Here is a 16,494-nt window from a genome sequence, read left to right as displayed (position 1 = left end):
TCGGCGCCGACTCCTCGGCCGGGGTCGGCAGCGCGCGGCCGGCCGAAGGGCCGGTCAGCGCGAAAGACTCCGCGCGTCAGCCCAGCCGGGTGCGATCCGGCACCGGCGGCAGCATCCGGTCGAACTGCCGGTTGGCCACCCGCATCGCCAATTCGTAGGGGAGAGCGAACTTCCGGGTCAGCCAGTAGGCGAACCGGATGTCGGCGGAGGTGTGTACCAGGTAGCGGTTGTGCCGGATCGCGGCGATGATCCGATCCGCCACCCGTTCGGGGGACACCGCGTGGCCCTCGAACAGCGTGGTCAACCGCCGCATCCGGGGATCGTCGCGATCGACGCCGACGATCTGCACGCTCTGCACCAGCGGGGTGCGCACCGCGCCCGGCACCACCAGGCTCACGCCGATATGGTGCCGCTCCAGGTCGAAGCGCAGGACCTCCGAGACCCCGCGCAGGCCGAACTTGGCGCCGCTGTAGGCCGCGTGCCACGGCAGCGCCAGCAGGCCCGCCGCCGAGGAGACGTTGACCAGGTGCCCGCCCCGGCCGTCGCGCACCATCGGCGGCACGAAGGATTCGATCACGTGGATCGGCCCCATCAGGTTGACCTCGATCATCGAGCGCCAGTGCCGATGTTCCAGATTCTCGACGGTGCCCCAGGTCGCGATGCCGGCGATGTTCATCACCACATCCATGCGGCCGTGTTCGGCGTGTATCTCGCCGGCCCAGGCGGTGACGGCCTCGTGGTCGGCGACATCCAGGACGCGGGCGTCCAGCACATCGCCGCCGGCGTCGGTGACGGTGGTGACAGTCTCGGCCAGTCCGGCGGCGGCGACATCGGTGAGCACCAGGCGGGCTCCCGCGCGGGTCGCCGCGAGCGCGGTGGCCCGGCCGATTCCGCCGGCGGCGCCGGTGATCAAGCAGGCACGGTCGGTCAGCTCGCGCACGGTCGGATCTCCTCGTCGAAATCGCCGGGTGTCCCGGCACCGCCGGGACGTCCCGAACACCCTATTTGTGAACATCAGTGTACGCAAAATCGCCGAATGCCGACCGGCATTGGCAAACAGTTGAATTCACGATGATCGGGAGTGCAGACATGCGGACCGGGTCTGCCTACCTTGGGGATCACCGTCCACAGCGGTTGCCGGACCGGGTTCGGCGAGATCGGCCGGGTGCGGGTGTTGCCCGCCAGAACCGATGGAGGACACCCTGATGAGTAGCGCGGCGACCGCCGGCGCGGCCGAATCGGTGACCGCCCGGCCCTCCGGCGACGAGAACCTGACCGTTGCCCGTACCCGCCATCCCGGGCGCTGGGTGGTGGCCGTCGTCGCGCTGATCCTGGTCGCACAGTTCGCGCACGGGCTGATCACCAATCCGGGCTGGGACTGGCCGACGTTCCGGCTGTACTTCACCGCGCACTCGGTGCTGACCGCGCTCACGGTCACCCTGGAACTGACCTTCTGGGGCACCCTGCTGGGCTTCCTGATCGGCGTCGTGGTCGCGATCGGCCGGCTGTCGCGGATTCCGGTACTCCAGGTGATCGCGTGGACCTATGTGTGGGCCTTCCGCTCGATCCCGCTGATCGTGCAGCTGCTGTTCTGGTTCAACATCGCCTATCTCTACAAACGGTTGTCGCTGGGCGTGCCGTTCGGGCCCGCGCTGGTCACCTTCGACGTGAATCAGGTGCTCAGCGGGTTCAGCGCCGCGGTGATCGGCCTGGCACTGCACCAGGCGGCGTATTCGGCGGAAATCATTCGCGCGGGCGTGATCTCGGTCGACACCGGGCAACTGGAGGCCGCGAAATCACTCGGCCTGCCCCGGCATCGGCAGTTCTTCACGATCATCGCGCCGCAGGCCATGCGCGGCATCCTGCCCAATGCCGCCAACGAGGTGATCAGCCTGTTCAAGGGCACCTCGATCGTCTCGGTGATGGCGATCGCGGAGCTGTTCTACCAGGTGCAGGTGATCTACGGGCGCAGCGGCCGGGTGGTGCCGCTGCTGATGGTGGCCACGGTCTGGTACATCGTGCTCACCACCGTGCTGAGCGTCTTCCAGTACTACATCGAGCGGCATTTCGCGAAGGGTGCGCTGCGGGAGTTGCCGCCCACGCCGTGGCAGCGGGTGCGCGCCACGCTGACCGAGATCACGGGGGAGCGGAGATGACGGATACGGCCGTGTCCGAACCCGTCGCGGGCGATGCCCTCGGCGCGGACGCCGAGCAGCGATACGCCGTCGAATTGCGCGGCGTGCACAAGAGATTCGGGCATCACGAGGTGTTGCGCGGCGTCGATCTGGCGGTGCGCCCCGGCGAGGTGACGGTGATCCTCGGCCCGTCCGGCTCCGGCAAGTCCACCCTGCTGCGGACGATCAACCATCTGGAGCAGGTGGACGCGGGCACCGTGCGGGTCGGCGGTGAGCTGATCGGGTACCGGCGCAAGGGCGACCGGCTGCACGAACTGCCCGAGCGCGAGATCCTGCGGCAGCGGTCACGGATCGGGTTCGTGTTCCAGAACTTCAACCTGTTCCCGCATCTGACCGTGCTGGAGAACGTGGCGCTGGCGCCGACCTCGGCGCAGCGCCGGTCCCGGGCCGCGGTGCGGACCGAGGCGCGGGCGCTGCTGGCGCGAGTCGGTCTGGCGGACAAGGCCGATCAGTATCCGCGCCGCCTGTCCGGCGGCCAGCAGCAGCGGGTCGCGATCGCCCGCGCGCTGGCGCTGCGGCCGAGTGTGGTGCTGTTCGACGAGCCGACCTCCGCCCTGGATCCGGAGCTGGTCGGCGAGGTGCTCGACGTGATCCGCGGGCTGGCCCGCGACGGTGCGACGCTGGTCGTCGTCACCCACGAGGTCGGCTTCGCCCGCGAGGTGGCCGACACGGTGGTGCTGCTGGATCAGGGCCGCATCGTCGAACAGGGGCCGCCCGGCCGGGTTTTCGACGACCCGCGTCACGAGCGCACCAAAGCCTTTCTCGCGCACGTCCTCTGAGCGCCCGCGCTCACCGTCGGTAAAGGAAGAACCCGCTATGCCGCTGACTCGCAGACATGTCTCCCGCAGACATGCCTCGGCGCTGACCGTGCTCGCCGCCGCACTGCTGGTGTCGGCCGCGTGCAGCAGCGCCGAACCGCAGGGTAACGAGACGAATTCGGTGAACGGGCAGACCTACGACCTGTCCCCGGCGCAGGCGAGCCGGATCCACACCCAGAAGGTGGACACCATCGCCGCCGAACTGCCGCAGGCGATCCGCGACCGCGGGGTGCTGACCGTCACCGGCCAGGTCGGCGCGGTGCCGCCGCTGGGCTTCTACGCCACCGACAACAAGACCATCATCGGCAGCGAGATCGACCTCGCCGAGCTGGTGGCCGATGTGCTCGGGCTGAAAACCGAGCACCGCAACGCCGATTGGGCGCAGAACTTCGTGGCGATCGACTCCGGCGCGGTGGACGCGTTCATCTCCAACGTCACCGTCACCGAGGAGCGCAAGGAGAAGTACGACTTCGCCACCTACCGGCTGGACAATCTCGGCCTGGAGATCCCGAAGGACGCCAACTGGACGTACTCGGATCGGAAATCGCTGGCGGGCAAGCGCATCGGCGTCGGCAGCGGCACCAACCAGGAGAAGATCCTGGTCGACTGGGACAAGCAGAACCAGGCGGAGGGGCTGCCGAAGATCGATATCGCCTACTACCAGAACACCAGCGACTATTTCCTGGCGCTGACCTCGGGCCGGCTGGACGGCTACCTCGGCCCCAATCCCTCGGTGCAGTACCACGCCTCCAGCACCGGTAAGACCAAGGTGGTCGCCACCTTCTCCGGTGCGGGACAGGGCTTGCAGGGCAAGATCGCGGTCCTGGTCAAGAAGGACAACGGGTTGATCACACCCGTGCACGACGCCGTCCAGTACCTGATCGACCACGGCGTTTACCAGAAGTGGCTCGCGCACTGGGGTCTGGAGAGCGAGGCGGTGCCCGCCTCCGAGATCGACCCGCCGGGGCTGCCCAAGCAGGCGCCGTAGGTATGGAGGCGTACGCATGAAATTCCTGCTGCTGACCCTGATCACGCACACCCCGGACCCGGTCACCGGTGTGCTGGAATCCCCCGCGCAGCGATTGCGGCGGGTGGTCGAATCCGCCCGGCTGGCCGAGGAACTCGGCTACGACGGCTTCGCCGTCGGTGAGCGGCACGAGGATCCGTTCATCTCGTCGGCGCCGCCGGTGGTGCTCGGCCACATCGCCGCGGTGACCTCGCGGATCGCGCTGTTCACCGGAGTCACCACGCTGAGCCTGCTGGATCCGGTGCGGGCCTTCGAGGACTACTCGACGCTGGACAACCTCTCCGGCGGCCGGCTGGAGCTGATCATCGGCAAGGGCAACGGCGCCGCGCAGGCGCAGCTGTTCCACGTGACCACCGACGATCAGTGGGACCGCAATCGTGAAGGCTACGAGCTGTTCCGGCAGCTGTGGGACAGTGACAGCGTCACTTGGAGCGGCCGCTTCCGGCCGTCGCTGACCGCGGCGAAGGCGCTGCCGCGGCCGCTGCAACCGCGGTTGCGCATCTGGCATGGCAGCGCCACCAGCCGCGAATCGGTGGATCTGGCGGCGCGCTACGGTGATCCGCTGTTCTCCGCCAACGTCACCCATCCGATCGAGCCGTACGGGGAGCTGATCGACCACTACCGGGAGCGCTGGGCCGCCTACGGTCACGATCCCGCCGACGTGCTCATCGGCGCCGGCACTGCCGGATTCCTGGTCACCGCCGACTCACAGCGGGCGCTCGAGGCGTATCGGCCGATCTTCGCGGCCCGCCTGGAGGCCGCTCGCAAACACGGTCTGCCCATTGTGTTTCCGACACTCGAGGACTACGTGGAGCGCAGTTCCGCGCTGATCGGCAGTCCGCAGCAGGTGCTGGAGAAGATCGAGCGCTATCACGCCCGTTTCGGGCACGAGGTGATCCATCTGTCCGCCGACAGCGACGGTCTCACCCCCGGACAGCACCGCGCGAGCCTCGAACTGTTCCAGTCCGAGGTGGCTCCCGCACTGCGGCAACGCATTCCCGGTCGCGCGCTCGGCGCGCAGCGTCCTCTCGCGGCCGGTGACCGGCCGCTCGCCACCGAAGGATCCACTCGATGAAACGTCCCCTGGCCCTGTTCGGCGCGGTCGCGGTGGCCACCACGCTCGCCGCCTGCGGCTCCGGCTCCGGCGGCGTCGATCAGGCCGGGCCGCCGCAGCCCGGCGGCACCCTGCGCTACGGCCTGTCCCAGGCGCCGACCTGCGCCGATCCGGCTCAGGCACAGACCAATCAGACGGTCTACGTCACCCGGCAGGTGGTGGACTCGCTGGTGGACCAGAATCCGGCCGACGGCGCGATCGTGCCCTGGCTGGCCGACACCTGGCAGGTGAGCCCGGACGCGAAATCGTTCACCTTCCATCTGAAGGACGGCATCACCTTCTCCGACGGCACCCCGCTGACCGCCGATTCGGTGCGGAAGAACTTCGACGCGCTGGTGCACACCGTCGGTGCCGCGAAGGCCCCGCTGGCGGCCAGTTATCTGGCCGGATACACCGGCACCACGGTGGTGGATCCGCTGACCGCGCGGGTCGACTTCACCGCGCCGAATGCGCAGTTCCTGCAAGCGGTCTCGACTCCGCAGCTGGGCCTGGTCTCCGACGCCGGCACGGCGGAATCGCCGGAGGACCGGTGCCAGGGCGTGATCGGCTCCGGCTCGTTCACCTACGCCGAATACAAGCAGGGCGCCTCGGTCACCCTGGCCAAGCGCACCGGCTACCACTGGGGATCGGCGGTCTTCACCGACCACGGTGACGCCTATCTGGACAAGATCGTCTTCACGGTCATCCCGGAATCCGGCGTGCGCACCGGCAGCGTCACTTCGGGCCAGCTCGACGCGGTCAGCGACGCGCTGCCGCAGGACGCGCCGCAGATCCAGAGCGCCGGCGGCACGGTGCTGACCGTCGCGAATCCGGGCATCCCGTTCGGCATCGGGCCGAATATCACTCGGGGCGCGCTGCGGGATCCGGCGGTGCGGACGGCGTTGCGGACCGCGATCGATCGCAAGGAGCTGATCGATACCGTGCTGGGCCCGCAGTTCAAGGTCGCCTCCGGCACCCTCGCGAGCAGGACGCCGGCCTATGTCGATCTGTCGGGCCGACTCGGGTACGACCCCGACGCGTCGCGACGGGCGCTCGATGCCGCCGGCTGGGTCCCCGGGCCGGACGGCATTCGAGTCAAGGACGGGCAGCGGCTGTCGTTCGGGGTGTTGTTCGCGCCGGTCTTCGACGGCAATCAGGCGATCCTGGAACTGGTGCAGCAGCAGGTCCGCAAGGTCGGCATCGATCTGAAGCTGGACAAGCAGGCCTCCAACGTGGTGGCCGCGCGGCAGCTCAGCAAGGATTTCGACGCCGTCTACTTCAACCTGACCCGCGCCGACGGTGACATCCTGCGCACCACCTTCGGTCTCGACGGGCAGAACTACAACGCGCGCGGCCCGATTCCGGCGCTGGACCAGGCCCTGACCGGGGAGCTGTCGAGCACCGACAGCGGCGCGCGGGCGCAGTTGATCGGGACCGCGCAGAAGTCGATCCTGGACGAGGGGCTGTGGATTCCCACCATCGAACTGTCCCAGGCCATCGGTACCGCGAAGACGGTGGCGGATCTGAAGTTCGAGGCGTCGGGCCGGTTGCAGTTCCACGACACCTGGCTACGCGGGAAGTGATGCGCTGATGATCCGGTACGTGACATGGCGGGTGGCGCAGTCCGTCGCGGTGCTGTGGGCGGCGTTCACCGGTTCGTTCATCGTGCTGTACCTGCTGCCCGGGGATCCGATCACGCTGGCGGCCAGTAATCCCGGCGTGCCGCTGGACCCCGCGGCGGTCGCCGAACTGCGCGCCCGCTACGGACTGGACAAGCCGGTCTGGCGGCAGTACCTCACCGCACTCGACCACGCGCTGCACGGTGATCTCGGCCGCTCGCTGACCAACGGGCAGCACGTGCTCGACGCCATCACCGACGCGGTGCCGACCACGCTGGTGCTGGCGGTGACCGCGCTGGTGCTGGCGCTGATCTTCGGCACGACGCTGGCGCTGACCGCCGCGTACACCGAACGGCCCCGGCTGCGCGGCCTGCTGATCGCACTGCCGCCGATCGGCGCCTCCGCCCCCACCTTCTGGGTGGGATTGCTGCTGCTGCAACTGTTCTCGTTCCGGTTGCGGCTGGTGCCGGCCTTCGGCGGCAGCGGGGTGCAGGGCACGATCCTGCCCGCGATCACCCTGGCCGTCCCGGTCGGCGCGGTCATCGCCCAGGTGCTGTACACCAGCCTGGCGCAGACTTGGCGGCAGCCGTTCGTCGACGTGGCCTTCGCCAAGGGCGCCTCGCGCTGGTGGGTGCAGGTGCGGCACGTACTGCGACCGGCGCTCGCGCCGGCGCTGACCGTCGCCGGGGTGTGGGTCGGCACCGTGCTGGCCGGATCGGTCGTCGTCGAGACCGTGTTCTCCCGGGCGGGCCTGGGCCGGCTCACCCAGACCGCGGTGATGAACGAGGACATCCCGGTGGTGCAGGGCATCGTCGTGTTCACCGCGACGGTCTTCGTGGTGGTGAACCTGGTCGTCGACGTGATCTATCCGGTGCTGGATCCCCGAGTGGCACAGCATTTCCGGCGGAAGGGCACCGTTCATGCGTAATCAGCTGTCGCGCAGGGAGGGGCGGTCATGACCGACTCCCTGACCGCGGACCGCGCCCAGTCGCCGCCGGCGCCGCGCGCCGAACCGGTGGCGCCGCGGGGGCTCGCGGTGCCCGGTCCGCGCCGGATCGTGGGGGTGCTGCGGGAGCACCTCGCGGTCGCGGTGTCAGTGCTGGTGCTGGCCGTCGTCGTCGGGTGGGCGGTCGTGCCCGGCTGGTTCGCCGGCCGCGACCCGCTCACCGGCGTACCGGCCGAGAAGCTGCGTGGGCCCGGCCCGCAGCACTGGCTCGGCACCGACAACCTCGGCCGCGACCTCTACACCCGGGTGGTGCACGCCGCCGGTATCTCGGTGACCGCCACCCTGATCGCGGTCGGTATCGGGCTGGCCGGGGGCAGCCTGATCGGGCTGGTCGCGGGCGGATTCGGCGGTGTGGTGGACACGGTGATCATGCGCGGCGTCGATGTGCTGCTGGCGGTTCCGGAGTTGCTGAGCGCGCTGGTCCTGGTGACCGTGCTGGGTGTCGGCAGCCGGAACGTGGCGCTGGCGGTGGGTCTGGTGATGATGGCGCAGTTCGCCCGCGTGATGCGGTCGGAGGTGCTGCGGGTGCGCCGCGCGCCCTATGTGGAGGCGGCGATCGCCGCCGGGGTGCGCCGCCCGGTGGTGCTGGTGCGGCACGTGCTGCGCAATGCGTACGCGCCGGTGGTGGCGCTGGCCGCGGTCGACTTCGGCGTCGCCGTGCTGGCGGTGTCGTCGCTGAGCTTCCTGGGCTACGGCGCGAAACCGCCTACCCCGGAGTGGGGTTCGCTGATCGCCGACGGCCGCAACTTCCTCGCCACCGCCTGGTGGATGACCACGCTGCCGGGCCTGGTGATCATCGCGGTGGTGCTCGCGGCGCAGCGGATCGGCCGTGCCCTGGGGCGGGACGGCACCCGATGAGCGCGAATCACGATGCCGGGCAACGGGCTGCGGACGGGTCCACCGCGCAGAGTGGATCGGGTGCCTGGGCGCATCCGCTCCTGCGCATCGAGGACCTCCGGGTCGAATACCCCGGTTCCGGCCCGGCCGTCACCGGCGTCTCGCTGACGGTCGCGCGCGGCGAGACCGTCGCACTCGTCGGCGAATCCGGTTCCGGGAAGTCCACTCTCGCCAATGCCGTGATCCGGCTGGGCGACGGCGCCGTCACCGGCGGCCGGATCCTCTTCGACGGTGAGCGCATCGACGACGCCGGGCCACGGCTGCTGCGGCAGATCCGCGGCGCCCGTATCGGTCTGGTACCGCAGGATCCGGGCACCTCGCTGAATCCGGTGCTGCGCATCGGCGATCAGGTCGCCGAGGCGCTGCGCATCCACGGCCGCGCCACCCGCCGCGACGCCTGGGTGCAGGCGGTGGAGATCCTCGGGACCGCGGGCCTGGACCGTCCGGAGTTGCGGGCCCGGCAGTATCCGCAGGATCTGTCCGGCGGCCAGCGGCAGCGGGTGCTGATCGGCATCGCGCTGGCCTGCGGGCCGCAACTGGTGATCGCGGACGAGCCGACCAGCGCGCTGGACGTCACCGTGCAGAAACGCATCCTGGACCATCTCGCGGTGCGCGCCGCCGAATCCGGTGCGGCCCTGCTGCTGATCACCCACGATCTGGGAGTGGCGGCGGATCGGGCCGACCGGATCGCGGTGATGCGCAACGGTGAGATCGTCGAAACCGGCTCCACCGCAAGCATTCTCGATAATCCGCAGCACGAGTACACGCGGCGCCTGCTGGCCGCGGCGCCCAGCCTGGACACCGCCACCCGGTCCGCCCGCCCGGCGGCGCCGGTCCCGCTGCTGGCCGCCACCGGCCTGCGCAAGACCTTCCACCTCGGCCACGGCGAGACCCTCACCGCCGTCGACGACGTCTCCCTGCATCTCGATCGCGGCGAAACCCTGGCCGTGGTGGGCGAATCGGGCTCCGGCAAGACCACCACCGCGCGCATCCTGGCCCGGCTGGAACAACCGGACGCGGGCGGTATCATCTTCGACGGCCTCGATCTGGGCGCGCTGTCCGGCAGCCGGCTGCGCGCGCTGCGGCAGCGGATCCAGGTGGTCTACCAGAACCCTTATGCCGCACTGAATCCGAAGCTGACCGTCGAGGCCATCGTGACCGAGCCGCTGCGGGCCTTCGATCCCGAGTCGCGCGGGTGGCGCGGCCTCACCCCGCACGGCCGCGCCGGACGCCGCCACCGCGCCGCCGAACTGCTCGACCAGGTCGAACTGCCGGCCGCCTACGCCGCCCGGCGACCGGCCGAACTGTCCGGCGGCCAGCGGCAGCGGGTCGCGATCGCGCGAGCCCTGTCGCTGCGTCCGGACCTGGTGGTGCTCGACGAGCCGGTGTCCGCGCTGGACGTCTCGGTGCAGGCGCAGATCCTCACCCTGCTGGAGAATCTGCAAGCCGAATTGCGTTCCAGCTACCTGTTCATCACCCACGACCTCGCCGTGGTGCGGCGCATCGCCGATCGGGTGGCGGTGATGCGTGACGGCCGCATCGTCGAAACCGCCAGCACCGCAGACATCTTCAGCGCGCCCACGCACGAGTACACCCGGGAGCTGCTGGCCGCGGTCCCGGGTGCGGCGGGGACCTCGGGCGGGCGGCGCGCTCCCGTCGAAAGGACCGCTTGATGACACGCAGGAGTTTGCTACTGGGCGTGGAACTGTCCGGCACCGGAACGCATCCGGCTTCCTGGCGGCGCCCGGATTCCCGGGCCGAGGAGTTGTTCACCGGTGGCTACTGGCTGGACGCGATCGCCGCCGCCGACCGCCACGGGCTCGATCTCGTCTTCCTGCCGGACTCGTTCGCCTTGCAGCCGGCCGGGGCGCTCGGGCGGCTGGAGGCGGTGGGCGTCGCCGCGCGCACCGCGCCCGCGACGCACCGGATCGGGTTGGTGCCACAGGCTCCGGTCACCCACACCGAACCGTTCCATGTGTCGAAGGCGATCGCCAGCCTCGATTTCGCGACGCTCGGCCGGGCCGGCTGGGAGGTGACGGTGTCGCGGGGCCAGTCGGCGCTGTTCGGGCGCAAGGCCGAACAGGACGAGGCGTCGCTGTGGGCGGAGGCCGACGAGGCCGTCGAGGTGGTGACCCGGTTGTGGGACAGCTGGGAGGACGACGCCGAGATCCGCGACGCCGCCACCGGCCGCTTCGTCGACCGGGCGAAACTGCACTACATCGACCATGTGGGCGAGCACTTCTCGGTGAAGGGCCCCTCGATCACGCCGCGACCGCCGCAGGGCCGGCCGATCGTGGTGATCCGCGCCGCCGACCCGCACAGCACGGCGGTGGCCGCGCGGCGCGCCGACGTGATCCGGGTCGCCGCCGCCGATCTCGCGGCCGCCGCGCAGGCCAGGGCCGAGGTGCGGGCCGCGGTCGCCGCCGCCGGTCGCGATCCGGATCTGGTCTCGGTGCTGCTCGACGTGGATGTGCACATCGCGAGCACCGAGGAGAACGCGGCGGTCGACGTGGCGCAACTGGAGGTGTGGACTCCCACTCCGGACCCGGTGACGCTGCGGCACATCGGAAGTCCGGAGACGCTGCGCGCGCTGCTGGCGCGCGTCCACGGCACCGGCGCGGGCGACGGCGTGGTATTGCGCCCGCTCGCGGTGGCCCCCTTCGCGGCCGTGCTGCCGAAACTGGCTCCCCGCCTGCGGGATCGGCTCGGACTGCCGCGTCCGGCCAACCGCTACGCCCCGACCGCCTGAGGACAGAGATGCCGGATACACAGGTACGCAAACAGGTTCATCTCGCCGCACACTTCCCGGGCGTCAACAACACCACCGTCTGGCGGGATCCGGACTCGGGCAGCCAGATCGACTTCGAATCGTTCGTGCACCTGGCCCGCACCGCCGAGCGCGGTCTGTTCGACTTCTTCTTCCTCGCCGAGGGGCTGCGATTACGCGAACACCGCGGGCAGATCCACGATCTGGACGTGGTGGGCCGGCCGGACACCCTGACGGTGCTGAACGCGCTGGCGGGCGTGACCACCCGGCTCGGACTGGCCGGGACCATCAACACCACCTTCAACGAACCCTTCGAACTGGCCAAGCAGTTCGGCACGCTCGACCATCTCTCCGGCGGCCGGGCCGCCTGGAACGCGGTCACCTCCTCGGACGCCTTCACCGGCGAGAACTTCCGCCGCGGTGGCTATCTGGAGCACGCGAAGCGCTACACCCGCGCCGCGGAGGTGGTCGACGCCACCCGGACCCTGTGGGACAGCTGGCCCGGACCGCCGATCGTCGACCGGGAACGCGGCATCTTCACCGTGCCACCGGCCGAGGTGCACATTCACGGCGACCAGTTCGACATCGAGGGCCGGTTCGTCCTGCCGCGCAGTCCGCAGGGTTATCCGGTGCTGCTCCAGGCCGGTGATTCGGCCGAGGGCCGGGAATTCGCCGCCGCCAAGGCCGATGCGATCTTCAGCATGCACGGCGAACTGGAGGACGGGCAGCGGTTCTACACCGATGTCAAAGGGCGACTGGCGAAGTACGGCCGCACCCGGGACGAACTGCTGATCCTGCCCGCCGCCACCTACGTGCTCGGCGACACCCACGCCGACGCGCGGGAGCGCGCCCGGTACATCCGGCGGCAACAGGTCGGCCCGCAGACGGCGCTCGCCTTCCTCGAACAGGTCTGGGGCCGTGACCTTTCCGGTTACGACCCGGACGGCCCGCTGCCCGAGGTGGAACCGGCCGACAACGTGAACATCACCCGCGGCCGGGTCCGGCACGCCAAGGATCCGCGCGCGGTCGCCGAGAGCTGGCGGGAGCGGGCGGCGGCCGAGGGGCTGAGCATCCGCGAGCTGATCATCGCGGTCACCTCGCGGCAGCAGTTCGTGGGCACCCCCGCCGAGGTCGCCGCGGAGATCGATCGATACGTGCAGGCCGACGCCTGCGACGGTTTCATCCTGGTCCCGCACCTGACGCCCGGTGGTCTCGACGAATTCGTCGCGAAGGTGGTCCCCGAGCTCCAGGATCGCGGCAGTTTCCGCACCGAATACACCGGCACGACCCTGCGCGACCACCTGGGCCTGCCCCATCCCCACCGGACCCGCGAAGGAGTACGCGCATCATGACCGGTATCCCCCTGTCGATCCTGGATCTGTCGCCGGTGAGCGCCGGATCCACCCCGCAACAGGCCATCCGCAACACCCTCGACCTGGCCCGGCACGCCGAGACCTGGGGGTATCGCCGATTCTGGCTGGCCGAGCACCATTTCGTGCAGGTCGCCAGCTCGGCCACCATCACCCTGATCGGCCTGGTCGCCGCCGCCACCGAGACCATCCGGGTGGGGTCGGCGGCGGTGCAGCTGGGACACCACACCTCCGCCGCGGTGGTGGAGGCGTTCGGCACCATCGACGCGCTGCATCCGGGTCGGCTGGATCTCGGCCTGGGCCGCTCCGGACACCGTGGGGCACAACTGCGTTCGGAGGGCGCCCCGCCGCCCGCGCCGCAGCGGCCGACCGAGGTGCGCGACGGCGTGGTGATCCCGCCGCCGTTCACCCCCGGTCAGCTCGGCGATCCGACCCGGCTGCTGGCCGGTCAGCAGGCGCTGCAACTGCCCGGCGCCGCGCCGATCGAGTACACCCGGCAGGTGGGCGAGATCCGGGCGCTGCTGAACGGCAGCTATGTGACTCCGGACGGCGTTGCGCTGCACGCGGTTCCGGGTGAGCACGCCGATATCGAGTTGTGGCTGTTCGGTTCCAGCGGCGGCGAGAGCGCGAAGCTGGCCGGCGAACTGGGCCTGCCGTTCGCCGCGAACTATCACGTCTCGCCCGGGACCATCCTGGAAACCGTTGCCGCATATCGCGATTCGTTCCGGCCCTCGGCGCGGCTGCCGAAACCGTATCTGGTGGTCTCCGCGGATGTGGTGGTGGCCGAGGACGAACAGACCGCGCGGCGGCTGGCCGCCAGCTACGGGCACTGGGTGTACAGCATCCGCAGCGGCGCCGGCGCCGCCGCCTATCAGGATCCGGCCACCGCCGGTCCGCTCACCGAGGCGCAGCGGCAACTGGTGGACGATCGTCTCGTCACCCAGTTCGTCGGCGCCCCGGCGCAGGTCGCGGCGCGGCTGACCGCACTACAGGAACTGACCGGCGCCGACGAGATCGTGATCACCAGCGTCACCTTCGGCCACGAGGATCGGCTGAACTCGCATCGGCTGCTGGCCCGGGAATGGGGGCTGACCGGTGCGGACACCGGCAGCGTGGTCACCACCGGCGCTGCCTAGCCGGTCGCGGCGACCGGGGAGTATCGCCATTCGCCGGCTCCGGTGAGCTCCAGCCGGGCGGTGTGCATCCGCACCACCGACTCCCGGTGCGCCACGCTGACCAGCACCAGATCCGGCAGGTCGGCGCGCAGCCGGGAGTAGAGGACGGTCTCCGTCTCGGGGTCCACCGCGGAGGTCGCCTCGTCCAGGAACACCACCTCCGGGGCGATCAGCAGCAGCCGGGCGAAGGCGAGGCGCTGCTGTTCGCCCGGTGACAGCACCATCGCCCAGTTGGCGTCCTCGTTCATCCGAGGCACCAGATCCTGGAGTTGTACCCGGGTGAGCGCGTCGGCCAGCGTCGCCTCCGACAGGCAACCGGGCAGGCCGGGATAGGTGACCGCGGCGTGCAGGGGCCCCAGCGGCAGATACGGCAGCTGCGGGGAGAACACCACCCGGCCGTCCGCGGGCCGCCGGATGGTTCCGTCGACATAGGGCCACATGTCGGCGAGCGCGCGCAGCAGCGTCGTCTTCCCGCAGCCGGAGGGCCCGGTGACCACCACCGCGTCACCGGCGGTCAGCCGCAGATTCAGTCCCGCCACCAGCCGGGTGCCGTCGGGCCGGGACAGGTTGACGTCGACCAGATCCACCGCCGCCCGTGGCTGGCCGCCGGTGGTGATCCGTGGCAGCAGCCGGGTCCGCGCATCGTCGTCGAGCAGGCCGTTCAACCGGGCCAGCGTGGCCCGGAAGGCCGCGAAAGTGGTGTAGTTGTTGCGGAAGTAGGACAGCGCGTCCTGGATCTGCCCGAACGCCGAACCGGTCTGCTGCACGTCGCCGAGGGTCAGCCGGCCGTCGAAGAATCGCGGCGCCTGCAACAACCACGGCACCACCACCGCGCCCTCGGTGGCGGTCTGATTCCAGCCGATCAGCTGGGTGGTGCGGTTCACCAGACTCCGGTACACCCGCAGCACCTCGTCGAAACGCGCGTGCAGGCCCTGCTCCTCGGCGGCCTCGCCCCGGTAGAACGCGATCGACTCGGCGTTCTCCCGCAGCCGGACCAGCGAATAGCGGAAATGCGCGGTCACCGCCTGATAGCGGAAGCCGAGGCGGATCAGCGGCCGGCCGATCCGGAACGCCACCAGGCTCGCCAGCAGCACATAGCAGAGGACCAGGAACACCATGGCCCGTGGCACTTCCATCCCGCCGATGTTCAGCGAGCCGGACAACCGCCACAGGATCCAGGCGAAGGACGCCACCGACACCACCGCCGTCAACGCGCCGAGCGCCAGCGAGCGGGCCATCGCGATCATGTCGCCGACGTCCTGCTGGATGCGCTGATCGGGGTTGTCGGTCGGATTGTCGAGGAAGCGGCCGCGGTAGTACACCCGGTCGTCGATCCAGTCGGCGGCCATCCGATCGGTCAGCCAACGGCGCCAACGGATCTCGAACAGCTGGCCGAGGTAGTAGTTCAGCTGGGCCCGCCCCACGTCCAGCACGGCCAGCACCGCGAAGATCACCAGCGAATGGCGGAACCGCCGCTCCGCGTCGTGCAACGCCACCGTGTCGTTGCGACCGATCGCCGAGGCGGCGTACTGCAAGGCGGAGAACATGTCGTTGCCCTGATAGGACGTCAGCACCTGTACCTTCACCTCGGCCACCGCGACCAGCACCAGCACGGCCGCGTACGCGAGGGTCCGCAGCCCGGTCCGGCCGCGGAAGAAGGCGCCGGTGACGTGCTCGAAATGCCTGCCCCACTCCGTCAGCCGCAGGGTCAGCAGGCCCACCACGCAGCTGGCCGTCATCGAGATGACGAAGACGATCGCCAGCCACCGCACCGACTCGATCGGTTCGGCACCCCAATCCAGCGACTCGGTCAGCGTGGTCTCCGGTCCTTCGCGGGCACGGTCGGTCACAGCAGGTGGGACAGGTGGGCCACGCCACCGGCATGCGGCGCCGCGAGGAGTCACAGTAGTTGCTGCGCGCTCACTCTCGTCGGATGTGGCACGCGGGGATGTCCGTTCGGGGTGGACGGGGCGGTCGCCGGCGAACGTCCGCCGGTTGCCGTCGCCGACCCGGGGAGCCGCGTCGGGTCAGCCGTCGATGAATTCCAGCCGGTTGCCCACGCCGTCCTCGGAGTGGAAGCGCCGTCGCCCGGGGATCTCCGCCGGATCGGCCCAGGTGACAGGACTGCCCGCGGCGCTCAGCGCGGCGGCGGTGGCATCGGCGTCCACCACGAACGCCGGATGAGCCTTGCGGGCGGGCCGGAAATCGGCCTCGATCCCGACGTGCAGTTCACTGTCCGGTCCACCGCGTCCGGGAATGCGGAACCAGCATCCGCCACGCGCGGCGAGCAGTGGTGGCTTCGGCAGTTCCGCCCAGCCGAGCACGCCGGTGTAGAAGGCGCGCTCGTCGTCCTCCCCGCCCGGCGGGCAGCCGACCTGCACGTGATGCAGCATGTCCGCCAGGGTAGTCGCCGTCTCCACCCGGGGGTGGAGACGCGCTGGGCCGAGGGGTGGAAATCGGCTGTCCAGCAGGTTGATTCGACGGTATTTCGATTGACCGGCCCGGAGATGGTTTCGATAGTGGATCG

14 protein-coding genes are annotated in these 16,494 nt (G+C 70.2%); 11 read left to right on the top strand and 3 right to left on the bottom strand.

Annotation, left to right across the window (positions count from 1 at the left end):
* Positions 1-76: 76 nt before the first annotated feature.
* The gene (locus LBW94_RS15530; RefSeq protein ID WP_225059992.1) at positions 77-940 is read right to left on the bottom strand and encodes an SDR family oxidoreductase; all 864 of its coding nucleotides are present in this window, start codon (positions 938-940) and stop codon (positions 77-79) included.
* A 265-nt stretch (positions 941-1,205) separates the two neighbouring features.
* On the opposite strand from LBW94_RS15530, the gene LBW94_RS15525 reads away from it, so the two are divergent.
* The 11 genes from LBW94_RS15525 to LBW94_RS15475 are packed head-to-tail and all read left to right on the top strand — an operon-like array spanning position 1,206 to position 13,928.
* Entirely contained in the window at positions 1,206-2,156 is a 951-nt protein-coding gene (locus LBW94_RS15525; RefSeq protein ID WP_225059993.1) for an amino acid ABC transporter permease, read from the top strand.
* Positions 2,153-2,974 carry an amino acid ABC transporter ATP-binding protein gene (locus tag LBW94_RS15520; protein WP_225059994.1) on the top strand — a complete coding sequence of 274 codons (822 nt, stop codon included), beginning with the start codon at positions 2,153-2,155 and terminating at the stop codon, positions 2,972-2,974. The genes LBW94_RS15525 and LBW94_RS15520 overlap by 4 nt, the downstream gene beginning before the upstream one ends.
* A gap of 37 nt (positions 2,975-3,011) precedes the next feature.
* A complete protein-coding gene (locus tag LBW94_RS15515; RefSeq protein WP_225059995.1) occupies positions 3,012-4,001 on the top strand; it encodes an ABC transporter substrate-binding protein in 990 nt (329 codons plus the stop codon).
* A 16-nt stretch (positions 4,002-4,017) separates the two neighbouring features.
* Complete coding sequence (locus tag LBW94_RS15510; protein ID WP_225059996.1) at positions 4,018-5,115, top strand: LLM class flavin-dependent oxidoreductase; 1,098 nt, start codon at positions 4,018-4,020, stop codon at positions 5,113-5,115.
* Positions 5,112-6,716, top strand: coding sequence for an ABC transporter substrate-binding protein (locus LBW94_RS15505; RefSeq protein WP_225059997.1), 1,605 nt, complete (start codon positions 5,112-5,114; stop codon positions 6,714-6,716). The genes LBW94_RS15510 and LBW94_RS15505 overlap by 4 nt, the downstream gene beginning before the upstream one ends.
* A gap of 7 nt (positions 6,717-6,723) precedes the next feature.
* The gene (locus LBW94_RS15500; protein ID WP_225059998.1) at positions 6,724-7,680 is read left to right on the top strand and encodes an ABC transporter permease; all 957 of its coding nucleotides are present in this window, start codon (positions 6,724-6,726) and stop codon (positions 7,678-7,680) included.
* 27 nt (positions 7,681-7,707) lie between these two features.
* Complete coding sequence (locus LBW94_RS15495) at positions 7,708-8,616, top strand: ABC transporter permease (protein ID WP_225059999.1); 909 nt, start codon at positions 7,708-7,710, stop codon at positions 8,614-8,616.
* Positions 8,613-10,328 carry a dipeptide ABC transporter ATP-binding protein gene (locus LBW94_RS15490; RefSeq protein ID WP_225060000.1) on the top strand — a complete coding sequence of 572 codons (1,716 nt, stop codon included), beginning with the start codon at positions 8,613-8,615 and terminating at the stop codon, positions 10,326-10,328. The genes LBW94_RS15495 and LBW94_RS15490 overlap by 4 nt, the downstream gene beginning before the upstream one ends.
* Positions 10,328-11,404, top strand: coding sequence for an LLM class flavin-dependent oxidoreductase (locus LBW94_RS15485; RefSeq protein ID WP_225060001.1), 1,077 nt, complete (start codon positions 10,328-10,330; stop codon positions 11,402-11,404). The genes LBW94_RS15490 and LBW94_RS15485 overlap by 1 nt, the downstream gene beginning before the upstream one ends.
* Before the next feature lie 8 nt (positions 11,405-11,412).
* Positions 11,413-12,774, top strand: coding sequence for an NtaA/DmoA family FMN-dependent monooxygenase (locus LBW94_RS15480; protein WP_225060002.1), 1,362 nt, complete (start codon positions 11,413-11,415; stop codon positions 12,772-12,774).
* Positions 12,771-13,928, top strand: coding sequence for an LLM class flavin-dependent oxidoreductase (locus LBW94_RS15475; RefSeq protein WP_225060003.1), 1,158 nt, complete (start codon positions 12,771-12,773; stop codon positions 13,926-13,928). Before LBW94_RS15480 ends, LBW94_RS15475 begins: the two co-directional genes overlap by 4 nt.
* Here the strand turns inward: LBW94_RS15475 and LBW94_RS15470 are convergent.
* Together LBW94_RS15470 and LBW94_RS15465 are read right to left on the bottom strand one after the other, a co-directional pair.
* Positions 13,925-15,817, bottom strand: a complete 1,893-nt coding sequence (locus LBW94_RS15470; protein WP_225060004.1) for an ABC transporter ATP-binding protein/permease — start codon at positions 15,815-15,817, stop codon at positions 13,925-13,927. The two genes, LBW94_RS15475 and LBW94_RS15470, sit on opposite strands and share 4 nt — an antisense overlap.
* A 177-nt stretch (positions 15,818-15,994) precedes the next feature.
* Entirely contained in the window at positions 15,995-16,360 is a 366-nt protein-coding gene (locus LBW94_RS15465) for a glyoxalase (protein ID WP_225060005.1), read from the bottom strand.
* Positions 16,361-16,494: the final 134 nt, after the last annotated feature.

The sequence above is a fragment of the Nocardia sp. alder85J genome (genome assembly GCF_020176955.2).
In the GTDB taxonomy this organism is placed as follows: Bacteria; Actinomycetota; Actinomycetes; order Mycobacteriales; family Mycobacteriaceae; genus Nocardia.
The sequence above is the reverse complement of the archived record's forward strand: the minus strand, read 5'-3'. Positions and strand labels throughout refer to the sequence as shown.